We start from the raw sequence: 15,149 nt of genomic DNA, 5'->3' as shown, positions 1-15,149 counted from the left end.
GAGCAGGGATGTATCACGTTCGCCCATTCATGCCTTGCGATGGTGACGTGAAGGTCTCGCCGGCGGCGCTGGCGGGACTGGTGCGCGACGCCGGCACTGCCGGGTTCATCGACAGCCTGCTCGATTTCTGCCGGCGAAGCGTCGGGGCGGATTTCGTATCCGTATTCTCGCTCGCGCGCTCCGGTGCCCCCAAACTGGTGGGGACTGCGACCACGACGGGCGAGCATAACGCGCAGCGTGCGCTTTGCGGTTATATGAGCTACTACGCCAGCGACGTGAATTTCACGCTGATGTCGGACGTCTCGCCCGCGGCGCATCTGACCTACCAGGCCGCGTCAGAGATCCGTTTCCCCGCCTATCGCCGCGCCTGCTATGACCGCACCGGCATCGCCGACCGCTTCTCCTATGTGCGAACCCGCTCAGGGGCGTCGCTGTCAGTCAGCGTCTACCGCAGCCGCGACAGCGGTTGCTTCTCGGAGCGCGACCTCGACCGCACCGCGGCCTTGCTGCCGATCCTCGTCGCCTGCGTCGACCGCCACTGGGGCCTCGCGCGCGATGAGGGCGGCAGCCTTGCCGAAGTCGAGGCGCATTTTCGCAACCGTCATCCCGCGCTTACAGCGCGGGAGTGCGAGGTCGCGGCCCGCGCCAAGGCCGGCATGTCGGCGGCCGAGATCGCGCGCGATCTCGGTATCGCCGAAACCACGGTGATCTCCCACCGCAAGAGCGCCTATGCCCGCATGGGCGTGACGAACCTGCGGCAATTGCTGCGGTCCTCATGAGCAATCGTCTTCTCGTTTTCTATGGCTCCTACCGGTCGGACCGGATGGGCATTCGCCTTGCGCAATTCGTCGTCGACGGATTTCGTGCGCGCGGCGATGACGTCGCATTCATCGATGCGAAAGCGGTCGGTCTGCCGATCCTCGACCGGATGTACAAGGAATATCCGAAGGGCGCTGCACCCGCGGCGCTGGAGCAACTCGCCGGCCAGATCCGGGATGCCGATGGCTTCGTCTTCATCACCGGCGAATATAATTGGGGCGTCCAGCCGGGGTTGAAGAACCTCACCGATCATTTTCTTGAGGAGTGGTTCTGGCGTCCCGCGGCGATCGCGAGCTATTCGGCGGGCCGATTTGCCGGGGCGCGAGCGGCGACCGCGTGGCACGGCACGCTCTCGGAGATGGGGATGGTGGTGGTCTCCAGCACCATCGCGGCCGGGCCGATCGCGCAGACGCTGTCGCCGGAGGGCAAGCCGATCGGGGAGGCGGGCAAGGCGCTGGAGAGGTCATTTCCGCGCTTTGCCGACGACCTCATCTGGTGGGTGGAGGCAGCGAGGGAGCAGCGGGCTAGACGGAAGCCGCCCTACTAGGGGTCCGATTCGAACATTCGCATCCCGTTTTGAGAAGCATGTTTGCGAATGTTGGAATCAAAGGACCACTGGCAAATATAGGTTTCTAGTGGAGTTTTGGATTTGATATTCGCTTTGCCAACTCGTGGTTAGGACGAGCAGCGAATGTCAAATCCACACCACTAGCAAGGCGGCCGGAGCGCTCACTCCAGGCTCTGCACCGGCGGAAGCGTGGATGCGCGTGGGGCAGGTGCGGGCGCGGCTTGCGCCGGCGCAGCTTGGGCCTGCGGTGGTGCAGCCTGGGTCGGCGGTGCCGCGGCTTGCGCGTCACGAACATCGCGACTGGAGGTGCGCGTCTCCTGCGGCGCGGCTTTGCCCGCGCGATTCCTTGCGCCTGATCGGCGAAAACCCCAGGAGCGGGCGATCGACGGGCCGGCCGCGTAGCCGACGACGGCGCCTGCGACCGCACCGATCGGGCCTAGCACCACGGCACCCGAGAGTGCGCCGAGCGCTGCGTCGCCGCCGCGATGTTCATCCGCGCGTGCGACGGAACAGGCGAGCGACAGCACGATCGCCGCGGGGACCAGTGTTTTCATGGAGCTTGCCTTCGATCTCATCGGATCGGCAGTAGCCGAAAAATGCGGCGAGAAGAGAGTGCAATTGCGGCGCCAGGCCGGAGCCGGCGCGGCGCGGGGACGCCTCGCAGTTGTGGCAGAGACGCTGCCAGTTCGAACGCCGGCACGATCGACGGGTAGCCAAAATCGACGAGGTGAGGGGAACGCGATCGGCGGTTGAATGGTTGGAAATGGATGCCTGGCGACGGGAGACTAGCCCCTTGGCTGTCGGGCATGACGCGGTACTGGAGAGCGACATGATATCCGAGATGCAAATTCACACCATCGCGCGGCAGATGTTTGAGCGGCATGGACCCGAAGCGATCGCCCGCGTGGCGCAGAATGCGTTGGCCTGCGAGAGCAAGGGCGAGGAGGAGGAGGCCAGGGAATGGCGTCACATCGAGGACGCCATGAAGATGATGCGAGGGCCGCATCAGAGCTGACGCGTCGAGCCCCATCTTCGCGCGGCCGCCGTCCTTTGCGGCTGCGCCAACGAACAGGACAGGCGGTGGCGACGAGCCGCCGCCCTCTTTTTCGCTTTGACAAACGCCGCTGCGCTGTAGGGCCGCGCCTAGCGCGCTTCCTCATCGGTATTATGTGTGGCGGCCTTGCGCGGCGTCTGGCGACCGGCACCGACCTCCTGGCACGGAATCTCCTTCAACGATCCGTCCGCCTGCGGCTCGTAGGCGTGGCAAGGCGACGAAACCGGCCTTTCCTCCGGCTTTTGAGCCTCGGCATTTTTCGCCGAGACGGGGGCTGCCAGAACGGTCAGGAAGGCGACCGAGCCGGCGGCGATCACGGGTGCGATCCGCATTTGCAGGCTCTCCTTGCTTGAAGGATTTGCAAGCTGGCTTCTTTCCAGATTTTGGCGATTTTTTGCCGTGCCGGCAGGCCGACGACGTCCTTAATGAAGCGAGAAATCTGCCGACAGCGCTTGTCATCAGGGACATCAGCGCCTTGCCTCCTTTTTGACAGGCTTTGCGAATTTATTGCTTATAGGTGGGTGCGGGGCATCGTTGAGGACATTGGGGGCGATCGTGCAGCGTTGGATGGCCGTGGCATGCGGCCTGCTCGTTCTTGGCGCCGTCTCGGGGCCATTTGCGACGGCATCGGCCCAGAATCTCGATGCGGGAAAATCCGCGCCGAAGCTGTTTGCCGAAGGTTGCGCGGCGTGTCACAGCAGCGCGCGCGGGCTTGCCAAGGGCCGCTTCAGCCTGACGTTGTTTCTTTTCTTGCAGCAGCATTATGCGAGCAATTCAAGTTCGGCCTGGGCGCTGACCTCCTATCTCGAATCCGTTGACGAAGCGCCGCGCGGCCGGTCACGCGCTGCCTCGGCCAAACCGGCGGCTGGTACACCACGTTCATCGCCGCGTCCGCCGATGCCGGTGCCGCAGCGCTAGCAACGCACGGCAATATATTTCTGTTTTCCACGCGTCTTCCGGTTTGGTCACCGAAGGCCGATGGGCTATGCTCGCAGCGCGTCAACAACAAGCGAACCGGAAAAACAAAACGAAAATCAGGAGCTGTCGCTGGTCGTCGCAGGCGGGGGAGGCAACCATGATGACGTTACCGGAGCTTGCGGCAAACGCCCTGGAGGAATTTCTCGGCTCCTATATGCGACGTCGCTTCGGATCGTCGCAGGGGCAGCTCGTGGAGATCGTTCCCGCGGCGGCGCGGCTTGCTCTCGAATGCATCGGCAACAGCGATGCGCTTTACCATAATGTCGAGCATACGCTGCTCGTCACACTGGCGGGGCACGACATCCTGCGCGGCCGGGCGTTGCACACCCACATCACGGCGGACGACTACGCGCATGTGATCATCGCCTGCCTTGCCCACGACATCGGCTATGTGCGCGGGCTTTTCCAGGAAGACGGCCCCGACGGCTTTCTGATCGATGCGGCCGGCACCAAGATCAGCCTGCCGCGCGGCGCATCCGACGCCGGTCTGATGCACCACCATGTCGATCGCTCCAAACTCTACGTGATGCGGCGGATCGAGCACATCGCGCTGCTCGACCGGCAGCGCATTGCCGACGCGATCGAGGGCACGCGTTTCCCGCCGCTGACGGGCCAGCGCCACGACGCAGAGGCCTCGATCGTCCGCGCCGCCGATTTCATCGGCCAGCTCGGTGACCCCAACTACTTGCGCAAGGCCAATGCGCTCTACCACGAGTTTGAGGAGGTCGGTGTCAACCGCCAGCTCGGCTATGAATCGCCGGCCGATATCGTCAACCGCTATCCCCAGTTCTACTGGGACAGCGTGGCGCCGCATATCCAGACCGAGATCGGCTACCTCAACATGACGTCGAGGGGACGGCAGTGGATCGCCAACCTCTACGGCAACGTGTTCCGCGCCGAGCGCGACATCGCGCTGTCCGGTCCGCAACGCTGACCGCGCGAGGCGCCGCATCACTGCCCGGCCGGCTCGGACGCGATGCCGTTGCGGTTGCGCAGCTCGGACGCATCCCAGCCCTCGATCTTCTGCTTGTCCTCGACCCCGGGCGGGCCGGCCGGCGTCACGGCGATCTTCGGTGAGCGCGGCCGCGGCGCCGGCAGCGCCGAGGCGTTCGGATCGGTCGGCTGCTCGGTCGGCAGGCCGTCGTCCTGGATCAGGAAGGTGAGCCCGCTGCCGCGGCTGATGTTCACCGAGAGCCGCGTATTGACCCGGCCGTCGGAGCCGGTGCGCTGGCGCAGGGCGACCAGCACGCATTGCCGGACCTGGCCATCGGGCCCGAGCTGCGGCAACCCGCTCCAATAGCCGTTCGCGGGCGGCGGTGCGCCGGTTCATACCGTCCGGGGATGAGGGGATACCGCCCGTGGCCGCGGGCCGGGCCGCAATCTGAGCCAAGTTTTTCGGGTACACTGGCAATATACCGTCTGGCTGATTCGGAGAGCCAATCGAGCCACGAGGAGATGGCATGGCATTTTTCAAGCGTGAACTCAGCCCGTTTTTCAAGCGTGAACTCAGCCCGGTCGAGCGCTTCGAACGTGCCTTGAAGAGCAAGCAGGTCGAGCGCGGCAAGCTCGCGGCCCGCGCTGGTGCGGCGGAGGCGCTGCTTACCGACAAGCGCGCCGCGGCGGAACGGCTGGCGGTGGCGGGCGCCGCGACCAGCCGGCTCGCGCAGGCGGAAGCGACGCTGCGCGAGGTCGAGGAGCGTGCCAAGACGCTGCGAGCGGAGCTTGCGGAGCTCGACGAGCAGATCGTTGCAGCCGAGCGCGCGCTCATCGAGGCGACGGCGCAGCGCGATCGCCAGCTCGCGGCCGACCAGATCGAGGCGCTGGCCGTGGCGATCGAACAGGCGGTGCCGCAGTTCGGCGCCGGCGCCTCGGCGCTGGTTGGCGCGGTGAGCAACGGCGTCGCCTCGGTGGCGGAAGCGACCCGCTTTGCCGGCAATGTGGAAGCGATGCGGCGGGAAGTGCTTTCGGCGGCGGACCTGATCTGCTGGGAACTGCGGGCGCTTGCGGTGCGCACCCGCGCCGGGAACGCCAACAGGGCACTGGCCGCGCCGGATGAGGATCATCGCGCGCCGTCCCCCGAGATCGAGCGGCAGATGATCTACACGCTCAATCCGCTGCTTTGGCGCGAGGGCAGCGAGGTGCGCAAGGCCGGGGCGTTCACGGTGGTCGCGCTGCCGACCGCGCTGCTGCCGACTGCGCTGCGCCACCAGCATGTCGACTATCTCAACGCACGGCGCGTGCAGACGCTGATGCATGTCCACGGCAGCGAGGCCCAGGGCGAGGCGCCTGACGACGCCCAGCTTGTCGATCTCGACGCGCTCGCCGCCGACGACCAGGAGGGCGCTCGCGCGAGCGTCGCCTGAGTGGCCACGGTGCTGCTTGCAAAAGCGGTTGATCTGCATCAAAACGCCCGCCGGTCATTGGCGTTGACTGAGCAGAAACCAGGGAGGGCGCAGCGGTGGGAGAAATCGCCCAGTTCATTGCGGTGCCGATCGATCTGACGGAGAAGGGCCTTGTCGCAGGCGAGGCATTCAAATGTGCGACCCCGGCTGCCGCGATCGAGCGCGCCAAGGGTTACTGGAAGATCTTTGGCCATGCCGGCGCCGTCGCCTTCGTTCGCACCGGCTACCCCGAGACATCGACGACGGTGCTGCGCAAATTCGGCAGCGTGCCTGACAAATTGGAATTTTAACGGTTCCGCGGGAACCAATTCGCCCCGCCGCGTCTTGTCACCGAGTCTCGAAATTCGGAGGAACCGATGAGGACAGCTACGATCATTCTGGCGAGCACTGTCGCGATCGGCCTCGGCCTGTCGGCGGTTGCCGCGCAGCAGCAGGCGACGGGAACGATCATGAAGATCGATCGGCTCAACAGCACGATTGCGATTCAGCGCACGCAGGACGGCACCGTGGGCGCTGCGAGCGGCGGTCCGACCGAAGAGTTCAAGGTGCAGGATGGCGCGATGCTCGATGCGGTCCATGCCGGCAACCGCGTGACCTTCTCCACCGGCGAGAACGGCAAGACGATCACCAAGCTGCAAAAGCAATAAAGCTCGGCGAATCCGGCTCATCGACGATCCTACGCGAAACCCCGACTGCTTGACCTGGAAAGTGCCGGATACGGCGTGGCAGAAACGACAGCGCCGGGAAGGCAAGGGGCCATGCCTCACTGATGCGGCCCACTTAGCCTTTGCCCGGCGTTCCGTCCGTGGGGTTGCCGCTATGCGGTGGCCCGAACGTGTTCCCTCGCACTGCGCGGCGGTCTTTGCGGAGGTGGACTCATCAAAACCTCCTTTCCGTGCGGATTTGCCGCCGGATGGCTGGTCGTCACCGGCCGACCATGCGATGCTCCTCCTCGCGTGGCGGCCTGTCAAGCGGGATCGAAAGGCGTGCGACAATCTCTCGTGCATGGGGAACCCGGGAACAGGCCCGCGCCCGGAGGCCGGTGCGATCTCGAACGCGTGGCTCGCGTCATCGTCGTCGCGTTTGCCCTCGTGCTCGCCTGCTCTCGTGCCACGCTCGCAACCGAAGCTGACGATCTCCACCGCGCGCAGACCATCGTCACCGGCCAGGGCGAGGCGAACCGTCTCAATGGCTTTGCAGCCTGTCTCGAGGACGTGCTGATCAAGCGCTCCGGCGCGCTCCAGCTTGCCGGCGATCCGCGGCTTGCGCCCTACAAGGCGCGCGCGAAGGATTTCGTCGAGGCCTTCGATTATCGCGACGAGAAATCCGGCAAGCCCAAGAACGACGAGCAGGGCACGCGCGACCGCTCGTTCTTCCTGATCGTCGACTTCGACGCGCAGAGGATCGACGAACTGCTGGCATCGCTCGGGCTGAGGCCCTGGCTGTCGAGGCCGGGCCTGCTGGCCGTCGTCACGATGGAACAGGGCCCGCGGCAATTCATCGTCACTGCGGATGCGAAGCAATCCGAACTGCAGCGCCAGGCGCTGCTCGCTGCCGCGGCCAGGCGCGGCATGCGTGTCCTGCTTCCGGACGAAGCCATGCTTTCGAAAGCGAAGGTCGATACGGCGGCCCAAGCGATCCCGCCTGCGGCGCTGGCCATGCTCGCCTCCACGCATGGCGGCGATGCCACGCTGGTCGGACACCTGACGTGGGACGACAATGCGCTCGGCTGGATCGCGGAATGGCGGCTCGAGGAGCAGGGCCGCGTCCATCGCTGGCCGCTTCGCGCCGAAACCTTCGACGAGGTGTTCCGGCGCGCGATCGGCGGCGCCGCGCAAGTCCTGTCCGGCAACGGCGAACCGGGGTAGGATGACCGCCCGTCGATACCTATGTGACCATCATGAGCCGAGCCTTTACCAACGAAGACGACTATGTGGAAGCGCTTCCGGACCGCCCGGTCTCGGAACACGCCAACCTCGTCACCGAACGGGGGTTGGCCATGATCGACGAGGCGCTGGCTGCGGCGCGCCAGGCCTACGGCGAAGCCCAGGCGGCGTCCGATCGTGAGGCGCTGGCTGCGGCGAGACGCGATCTGCATTACTGGAACGCGCGCCGCGCCACCGCACAGCTCCGCGCGCCGGCGCCGGATGCGACCGTCGTTCAGTTCGGCCATGCCGTCACGATCGTCCGGGAGGACGGGCGGCAGCAGACCTTCCGCATCGTCGGCGAGGACGAGGCCGATCCGGCCAAGGGGTCGATCTCCTATGTCTCGCCGCTTGCGCAGTCGCTGCTCGGCAAGCGCATCGGCGACACGGTGCGGGCGGGCAAGGACGACGCCGAGATCACGGCGATCGCATAGCGGCAAAGCGACTGATTCAATTTTCAAACAGCCCATTCCACGGTGTCATCGCCCGGCTTGGCCGGGCGATCCAGTATTCCAGAGGCGTCAGCATTTGGTCCGACAGGCCGCAGCGTACTGGATGCCCGCATGCGCGGGGCATGACGGCAAGAGGAGCGTGCGTTCGCCTTCCCGCGGCTTGCTCCGCCCGGGTCTTGCGAAATTGGTGTCCCTCTGACAACAGAGGGCGCAGGGAATGCCGGATGCGCGGTGCGCACCCGCAGCCTCGCGTGCGAATGAAGAAAGCACACGAGTTAGTCACCACAGGTACGCCGCAACATCACGGCATTCCCTGCGCGATGGTTTTACGGCTTCCTTCGTGCTCTCCCCGGTGACCGGGCTTTCTTGCCACCGTCGCCTGCGAAGATGTCACAGGCTTGATATCAGCGTCGGGATATCAGGACCACACGACTTCGCCGTCCGCGTCAGCATCGTTCGTCTTGCGATACCGCCCGCGTCCATCGCATCCCGCGCCCAACACTCGTGACGATCGCGAAGCGCCCCTCTTGATCGGGCACGGGACGCGCCGATCAAAGCCACTGATTTGCCCGACGGCTCAAGCAGATTATTTTTTCGGGCAGGGCTGGACAGAGATTTCGCTGATTTGCCCGTCGGGCAAATCACCCGCGCCAGGCCGTGCAATATGAAGTTCTGGGCGACCGGTGGCCTAGCCGACCTGCTGCGGACATACGCTGCGGGGCACGAAGCCGGCTATATCTGCTTCGCAAAAAGTATAAACTGTCTATCCTGCGGTACTGAGCTTGAGGCCTGTAGATCGGGAGGCGATGTGCAGCAGATCGCCGAGTGGCTTGAGCGACTTGGTCTCGGGCAATACGCGCAGCGTTTTGCCGAAAATGAAATTGACGTCTCCGTACTGCCCCATCTGACCGATCAAGACCTGAAGGATATCGGCATTCCGCTCGGGCACCGGCGCAAGATCCTTGCGGCCATCAACGAGCCTGCGACCGCGGCGCAGGCCGCGCCAGAGCCTCCTGCGGCTCCGACGGCCCCAAAGACCGCCGACGTCGCGGAGCGCCGTCAAGTTACGGTGATGTTCGTCGACCTGGTCGGTTCGACCGAGCTTTCGGCGCGCATGGACCCCGAAGATTTGAGAGACATCATCTCGGCCTACCAGAAATGCATCGCAGAAACCGTACGGCGCTTCGACGGCTTCGTGGCAAGATATATGGGCGACGGCGCTCTTCTCTATTTCGGTTATCCCGAGGCCCATGAGGATGATCCCGAGCGCGCGGTACGGGCCGGACTGGCGCTGGTCTCGGCGGTATCTTCCCTCCAGGTTCCGGTCGTTCTGCAGATCCGCGTCGGCATAGCGACCGGGGTAGTGATCGTCGGAGATCTGATCGGGTCAGACGACAATCAGGAACACGATATCGTGGGCGAAACGCCAAACCTGGCGGCGCGGTTGCAAGCGATCGCGCGGCCCGACACGGTGGTCATCGCTGATGGCACCCGGAAGCTGCTCGGAAATCTGTTCGATCTACAGGACCTTGGGACAGCAGCCCTCAAAGGCATTCAGGGTGACGTGCGGGCGTGGGCGGCAGTGCGACCTCGTGCGGTTGCAAGCAGATTCGAAGCGCTGCGCGCGAGTGCGCTGGCGCCCCTGGTCGGGCGGGAAGAAGAACTTGAGTTGCTGCTTCGACGATGGTCGCGGGCCAAGGTCGGCGAAGGTCAGGTGGTGCTGATTTCCGGTGAAGCGGGAATCGGAAAATCGCGGCTCACCTTCGCACTGTTGGAACAACTTGCGCGCGAGCCGCACATCCGCTTGCGCTATGTCTGTTCACCGCAGCATACTGATAGCGCACTCTATCCGATCATTAGCCAGCTCATGCGTGCGGCTGCGTTGGAGGACAATGACAGCCCGCAGGCCAAATTAGACAAGCTCGACGCGCTGCTGGCGCAAAGCTCGACATCGCCCGAGGATGCGGCCCTGATTGCCGAACTGCTGTCGCTATCCAACGATGGACGTTACCCGCCGGTCGAGGTCGAGCCACAGCTTCGACGCCAGAAAACGCTCGCAGCCCTTTGTTCGCAGCTTGAGGCGTTGGCGCGGATCAGTCCCGTGCTGATGATTTTAGAAGATGCGCATTGGACCGATCCAACCAGCCTCGAATTGTTTGCCCGGTTGGTGGATCTCGCCGTGAGGCCGCGGCTTTTGATATTGGTTACCTTCAGGCCGGAATTCAGCGCGCCCTGGATTGGACGGTCACACGTGACCGCACTGACGCTCAATCGCCTGGTGCGGCGTGAAATCGATTCCCTCATCCAGGGAGTCGTCGGTAGCCGCTCGCTGCCGACGCGCGTCCGCCAGGACATCATCGAGCGCAGCGATGGCGTTCCACTTTTCGTCGAGGAAATGACCAAGGCGGTGCTGGATGCGGAGGGGGAGAGCAAGATGCAGCGGCCGGTCGCACGTCAGTCGAAGTCCGTGGCGGCGGTCCCGGCAAGCCTGCAAGCCTCGCTGATGTCGCGGCTCGACCGGCTCGGCCCTGCGAAGGACGTCGCACAGGTCGGAGCGGCGATCGGCCGGGAGTTTTCCCACATGCTGCTGGCTGCGGTCGCGCGAAAGCCGGACGCCGAATTGAATGCCAATCTCGACCGGCTCGTTGCGGCTGGTCTGTTGTTTCGACAGGGCACCCCGCCGCATGCGAGCTATCTGTTCAAGCATGCGCTGGTGCAGGACGCAGCCTACAGCACGCTGCTGCGGGAGCCGAGGCGGCTACTGCATGCGCGTATCGCCGAAATCCTTGAAACACAGTTCGCCGAGGTCGCCGAGAGCCAGCCGGAGCTGCTGGCGCGTCACTGCACAAAGGCCAACCTGATCGAGAAGTCAGCGCACCTATGGGGCAGGGCGGGACAGCGATCGCAAGACCGCTCGGCGCTGGCCGAAGCAGCAGAACAACTCGGCCAGGCTTTGGCGCAGATCGCAACCCTGCCCAGCACGCGTGATCTGCGCCGCGAGCAGATTATTCTGCAAGTCGCGCTCATGAACACGCTCATGCATGTCAAAGGGTATGGCGCGCCCGAAACCAAGGCTGCCGTGGCTCAGGTAGGGGCGCTGATCGAGCAGGCGGAACGTCTCGGCGAATCTCCCGATGATACGTCGTTGCTGCTTTCAGCTCTGTTTGGCCAGTGGATCGTCAATTTCATATGCTTCGACGGTGACGTCGCGCGGGAGCTCGCGGCGCGGTTTCTGGAATTTGACGACAGGGATGGGACGGTGGTGCCACTCATCGTTGGACATCGCACCATGGGGAGCACGCTGGCGCTGGTGGGGGACATCGTTCAGGCTCGAGCGCACTACGATGAAGCGCTCGCCCTTTACCGCCCTGCCGAGCACCGGCGATTGATCACCCGGTTTGGCCAGGACCTCCGTGTGACCTGCCTGGGCTTTCGTTCAATGGCCTTGTGGCTGCTCGGTTACCCTGAGGCTGCGCTCAACGATGCAGACGGCGCGCTCAAGGAAGCGCGCCAGATCGACCATGCCGCCACGTTGATGTTTACGATGAATTTCCCAATTCTTGTCAACACCTACTGCGGGAATTACGACGCGGCGAACGGGCTTCTGAAAGAGCTTGTTGCCCTGGCGGAGGAGAAGAGTGCGCCGTTCCGGAAGGCGGAGGGCGTGCTGAGGCGCGGCTACATCCTGACCCTGACGGGGCAAGCCAAAGCAGTCGAGATGGTCAAGTCCGGCATCGATTTGTGGCGATCGGCCGGATCCACAATATTCACACCGGAGCAGGAGTTCATGCTGGCAATCGCCCATGCAGATTCGGGCCAGTTCGATGATGCCTGGCGTTGCATCGACAACGCAATGGCAGCCATGCAGGCGACGAAGGAGAGGTGGTGCGAGGCCGAAGTTCATCGCGTCGCCGGTGAAATCGAGCTCAAGTCGCCGCAGCGCAACGTGGCGAAAGCGCAAGCGCAGTTCGAGCACTCGCTGACGCTTGCGCAAGCGCAGCAGGCGAAGTCATGGGAACTGCGCTCGTCCATGAGCCTGGCGCGGCTCCTGCGTGATCAGGGCGAACGACAAGCGGCGCGTGACCTGCTCGGCCCCGTCCGCGATTGGTTCACCGAAGGTTTCGACACGAGCGACCTGCGAAATGCCAGGATGCTGCTCGACGAACTACGTTGATGGGACGTCCGGCAAAGCCGAGAGCCCTTGTCGCGTGGACTGTCGGCGGTAGACTGGACATCGGTCGGACGGACGCCGACGTCTGCTGCCGAATTTGAGGTTTCGGCGCGTTTTCGAAATTGGGGGAAGACGTGAATCGCTCCACGCAATACTGGATGAAAGCTGTTCTTTGGGCTGTTGCTTTTTTCGTTTCCCAGGCCGCCTGCGTTCCCGCTTCTCACGCGCAAATCGTTGCGCTCGGTGCCAGCGTCGTTCAAGGCTACGGGGTTTCTTCCGGCGAGGCTTTCCCGTCCCAGCTCGAGGCGATGCTCCACGCCAACGGCAAGAATTATTCCGTCAGCAACCAAGGGATCTCCGGCGACACGACCTCAGGCGTGCTGAGCAGGCTCGACGGCGCCGTGCCCCAGGGCACGCGCACCGTCATCCTGTTGATTGGCGGAAACGATGTCCGTCGCGGCGCAACGACCGAGCAGGCGAGGGCCGGGGTGAACGAGATTGTCGCACGGCTGAAGGCGCGGAACATTCGTGTGATCGACGCGGCTCCCTATTACATGGCCGCCAGAGGGAAGGGCATGGTTCTGCCGGATGGCATTCATCTGACCGCGGCGGGACAACGCTATCTCGCCAGCCAATTGCTGCCCTTGATCAATTGACATCGGCGGTCCGCGAGGCCGCCGATTGGGGCTCTTGAAATTTTCAGTACGACTCGATCTGCATCGGAGCCGTCAGGCGGGCAATCAGCGCGACGATTTCGTGCAGCTTGTTTTGGTCCTGGTGCTCGATGAGCAAGGCCAGCCGCTCGATACATTCGTCGTCGCTGGCCGTTGTCGCAGCCCTTTCTCGCGGCAAGTTCGCCGATTTCCGTGCCTGTCTCATAAGTCCCCGGGCCCTGATTCGTCCGAGTGAACTGTAACCCGGGCAGCTTAATTCAATGTGACTTATGACCTCAGCCTGTCTCGCCTGCTACATCACGTTCGGCGCGCGCAGCTTCCGTATAAAAAGCCTACAAAAATTCGGGCCGGGAAAATAAGTAAACGGCACAAGCAACCGTCGCCGTTAGCGCCGTGCGTCGAAGCTACGCGAATAGCCGATCAGCCGCCTTGTCGAGCCGCAGCCCTTCGGAAACGCTCGTGTCATACAGATGACCAATCAATTCACCGGACACCCGGTAGATTTTTGTTCCCTTGAGCTCATACAGCATCTTCCCCGAGAGATCGAAAATGGCTGGACCGATCACGAGGCCGACGTGGACACCCTTGCTGTTGTAGACATCTTGTTTCACGCGCAACCTCCTTGGTCGGATATCCTTGCTGGGAATGCTGCGCTCATTCGCCGGCAATAACGAGGGAAGTCGGGCAGATTCGCCCTTATCGGGGTGGCTTCAGCTCGCCGTCGCACCAGGCCAGTGCTTCGGAATTGATTGGATCTGCGGAGACCTGTGCTTGATGGACAAGCCCGCATTTCCTGCACCTCAAGGTCCAATGCTCGAAGCCTGGTCTTCCTGACGCAACATGCAGGACTTCCATAAGGCCTTGGCACAGCGGACACCGTGGGCGCACGGTTTCGCGAGCCGAGAGTTTGTTGGTGAGTTGCGCGTCTGGCATGTAGCACTCCCTGCTTGTGGCGGGAGCACAACACTCTCAGTCACCGATATATGCCAATGACTGAGCGGTGATACCCGATAGCCTACACCCAAAACGCATCGGCGCACGTCAAAAAGCACGAAGGGGAAGGTTGCTGCTATTTCCGGAAATCAATGCTGCGCAGGATGATCCCCGGAGGCGTGCCCTCGAGCTCGGTCGCCCGGTATTTGCCGTCGGCGCAGGCTTCGATGCGCTCGCGCAGCCGCATGAACTGCGCCTCGCGTTGGCTTGCTTGCACGCGCACCGCGCCTTCCAGCTGGTCCATGGCGGAGGTGGAGATCGCGCAGGGAATCTCCCTCCGATCGTCGAGCATCGAGAACAGGACGATCATCCTGTCGTATTCGTATCCGATGAAGCGGCCTTGCGTGAGCGTCATGTGACAAATTCCTTCAACGCGGCAATGATCATGGCTCACCCTGCGCGGTGAGACGGGCAAAATCCTCCAGGATAGCCGCGACGAGATCGCGATGCCGCGTATCTTCCGGCGGCAGCGCCGCAGCGTACAAGTTGAGCACGTAGCGCGCCTTGGCGGCCGCTTCCGGCCATGACGTCGCGACCATCGACAATAGGCCACTTTCCAGTGCAGCCTGCCGTTCGCGCAGGTCCCTGGCATGTGTCTCAACTTCCGCCAGCGCACGGCGGATGTCGGTCGCCTTCTGCGCCGCCAAGCCGCGATGACTGTCGAGGTCGAATGGCTCCTCAGACATCGGAGACGCTTGCGTCAATGCGTTGGGCGTCGGCCAGATCGACCGAGCCGATCGAGACCATTTCGGTCGCAAGCCCGTGCGAGCCACTTGCCGGCACGATGATCATGGTGGCGATGCGGCGGAATGCCTCGAATGAAAGCCCCTCGATCGTCTCCTCGTCGGTAATGACGGCGTACTCGCCGGCAGGCAGCAAGCGATCGATGCCTCTGATCCGGAACGGATGTCTGAAGGTGACGATTTCACGTCGCGAGCGGATGGTCATGCGCGCCTGCCTTTCACCAATGCCAGCGCTGGCGCTGCCCGGAACTCAGCATGCGCCCGTTCACCCGCAATAGCCATCGCTTTCTTGCCACGCGCCGAGCACGAGCGGTTCCTGATTGCTTGCTGCGTGCTTCTGCCGCGGCTGGTACCAGACGCTTTAGCGCTC

At 63.7% G+C, this 15,149-nt stretch carries 20 protein-coding genes; 12 read left to right on the top strand and 8 right to left on the bottom strand.

All coding sequences use genetic code 11. The features are described 5' to 3' along the window. Window positions 1-8 precede the first annotated feature (8 nt). Both QOU61_RS20700 and QOU61_RS20695 read left to right on the top strand, forming a co-directional pair. A complete protein-coding gene (locus tag QOU61_RS20700; RefSeq protein ID WP_289653053.1) occupies window positions 9-779 on the top strand; it encodes a helix-turn-helix transcriptional regulator in 771 nt (256 codons plus the stop codon). Next, the gene (locus QOU61_RS20695) at window positions 776-1,366 is read left to right on the top strand and encodes an NADPH-dependent FMN reductase (RefSeq protein ID WP_289653052.1); all 591 of its coding nucleotides are present in this window, start codon (window positions 776-778) and stop codon (window positions 1,364-1,366) included. The genes QOU61_RS20700 and QOU61_RS20695 overlap by 4 nt, the downstream gene beginning before the upstream one ends. 182 nt (window positions 1,367-1,548) lie before the next feature. On the opposite strand, the gene QOU61_RS20690 is transcribed toward QOU61_RS20695, so the two are convergent. Then, window positions 1,549-1,941, bottom strand: a complete 393-nt coding sequence (locus tag QOU61_RS20690) for a hypothetical protein (RefSeq protein ID WP_289653051.1) — start codon at window positions 1,939-1,941, stop codon at window positions 1,549-1,551. Between the two features lie 275 nt (window positions 1,942-2,216). On the opposite strand from QOU61_RS20690, the gene QOU61_RS20685 reads away from it, so the two are divergent. Beyond that, window positions 2,217-2,402, top strand: coding sequence for a hypothetical protein (locus tag QOU61_RS20685; protein ID WP_289661632.1), 186 nt, complete (start codon window positions 2,217-2,219; stop codon window positions 2,400-2,402). Between the two features lie 128 nt (window positions 2,403-2,530). Here QOU61_RS20685 and QOU61_RS20680 read toward each other — a convergent pair whose 3' ends face one another. After that, a complete protein-coding gene (locus QOU61_RS20680) occupies window positions 2,531-2,773 on the bottom strand; it encodes a hypothetical protein (protein WP_289653050.1) in 243 nt (80 codons plus the stop codon). Window positions 2,774-3,008: 235 nt separating this feature from the next. Here QOU61_RS20680 and QOU61_RS20675 point away from each other — a divergent pair, with 235 nt between their 5' ends. Further along, complete coding sequence (locus tag QOU61_RS20675; RefSeq protein ID WP_289661630.1) at window positions 3,009-3,359, top strand: hypothetical protein; 351 nt, start codon at window positions 3,009-3,011, stop codon at window positions 3,357-3,359. Between the two features lie 157 nt (window positions 3,360-3,516). Continuing rightward, window positions 3,517-4,353: an HD domain-containing protein gene (locus tag QOU61_RS20670; RefSeq protein ID WP_289653049.1), complete on the top strand. Its 837-nt coding sequence runs from the start codon at window positions 3,517-3,519 to the stop codon at window positions 4,351-4,353. Window positions 4,354-4,370: 17 nt separating this feature from the next. Here QOU61_RS20670 and QOU61_RS20665 read toward each other — a convergent pair whose 3' ends face one another. Next, entirely contained in the window at window positions 4,371-4,706 is a 336-nt protein-coding gene (locus QOU61_RS20665) for a hypothetical protein (protein WP_289653048.1), read from the bottom strand. 173 nt (window positions 4,707-4,879) lie between these two features. Here QOU61_RS20665 and QOU61_RS20660 point away from each other — a divergent pair, with 173 nt between their 5' ends. The 7 genes from QOU61_RS20660 to QOU61_RS20630 all read left to right on the top strand — a co-directional run bounded on the left by QOU61_RS20660 (window position 4,880) and on the right by QOU61_RS20630 (window position 13,025). Continuing rightward, window positions 4,880-5,782 carry a coiled-coil domain-containing protein gene (locus QOU61_RS20660; protein ID WP_289653047.1) on the top strand — a complete coding sequence of 301 codons (903 nt, stop codon included), beginning with the start codon at window positions 4,880-4,882 and terminating at the stop codon, window positions 5,780-5,782. Window positions 5,783-5,877: 95 nt separating this feature from the next. Further along, window positions 5,878-6,111, top strand: a complete 234-nt coding sequence (locus QOU61_RS20655; protein WP_289653046.1) for a hypothetical protein — start codon at window positions 5,878-5,880, stop codon at window positions 6,109-6,111. Window positions 6,112-6,177: 66 nt separating this feature from the next. Next, a complete protein-coding gene (locus QOU61_RS20650) occupies window positions 6,178-6,468 on the top strand; it encodes a copper-binding protein (protein ID WP_289653045.1) in 291 nt (96 codons plus the stop codon). A 411-nt stretch (window positions 6,469-6,879) separates the two neighbouring features. After that, window positions 6,880-7,689, top strand: coding sequence for a DUF2066 domain-containing protein (locus tag QOU61_RS20645; RefSeq protein ID WP_289653044.1), 810 nt, complete (start codon window positions 6,880-6,882; stop codon window positions 7,687-7,689). Window positions 7,690-7,721: 32 nt separating this feature from the next. Continuing rightward, entirely contained in the window at window positions 7,722-8,180 is a 459-nt protein-coding gene (gene greA, locus QOU61_RS20640) for a transcription elongation factor GreA (protein ID WP_289653043.1), read from the top strand. Between the two features lie 826 nt (window positions 8,181-9,006). Further along, window positions 9,007-12,372 (top strand): ATP-binding protein, encoded by a 3,366-nt coding sequence (locus QOU61_RS20635; RefSeq protein ID WP_289653042.1) that lies wholly within the window; start codon window positions 9,007-9,009, stop codon window positions 12,370-12,372. Window positions 12,373-12,503: 131 nt separating this feature from the next. Continuing rightward, window positions 12,504-13,025, top strand: coding sequence for a GDSL-type esterase/lipase family protein (locus QOU61_RS20630; RefSeq protein ID WP_289653041.1), 522 nt, complete (start codon window positions 12,504-12,506; stop codon window positions 13,023-13,025). A gap of 43 nt (window positions 13,026-13,068) precedes the next feature. Here the strand turns inward: QOU61_RS20630 and QOU61_RS20625 are convergent, their stop codons facing one another. The 5 genes from QOU61_RS20625 to QOU61_RS20605 form a co-directional block, all read right to left on the bottom strand. After that, window positions 13,069-13,221: a hypothetical protein gene (locus QOU61_RS20625; RefSeq protein ID WP_289653040.1), complete on the bottom strand. Its 153-nt coding sequence runs from the start codon at window positions 13,219-13,221 to the stop codon at window positions 13,069-13,071. Between the two features lie 226 nt (window positions 13,222-13,447). After that, entirely contained in the window at window positions 13,448-13,654 is a 207-nt protein-coding gene (locus QOU61_RS20620; RefSeq protein WP_289653039.1) for a hypothetical protein, read from the bottom strand. A gap of 458 nt (window positions 13,655-14,112) precedes the next feature. After that, window positions 14,113-14,391, bottom strand: a complete 279-nt coding sequence (locus tag QOU61_RS20615; protein WP_289653038.1) for a DUF1488 family protein — start codon at window positions 14,389-14,391, stop codon at window positions 14,113-14,115. A 28-nt stretch (window positions 14,392-14,419) separates the two neighbouring features. Next, window positions 14,420-14,722: a hypothetical protein gene (locus QOU61_RS20610; protein ID WP_289653037.1), complete on the bottom strand. Its 303-nt coding sequence runs from the start codon at window positions 14,720-14,722 to the stop codon at window positions 14,420-14,422. Continuing rightward, window positions 14,715-14,984: a hypothetical protein gene (locus QOU61_RS20605; protein ID WP_289653036.1), complete on the bottom strand. Its 270-nt coding sequence runs from the start codon at window positions 14,982-14,984 to the stop codon at window positions 14,715-14,717. Before QOU61_RS20605 ends, QOU61_RS20610 begins: the two co-directional genes overlap by 8 nt. Window positions 14,985-15,149: the final 165 nt, after the last annotated feature.

The organism is Bradyrhizobium sp. NP1, from assembly GCF_030378205.1.
Lineage (GTDB): Bacteria > Pseudomonadota > Alphaproteobacteria > Rhizobiales > Xanthobacteraceae > Bradyrhizobium.
The sequence above is the reverse complement of the archived record's forward strand: the minus strand, read 5'-3'. Positions and strand labels throughout refer to the sequence as shown.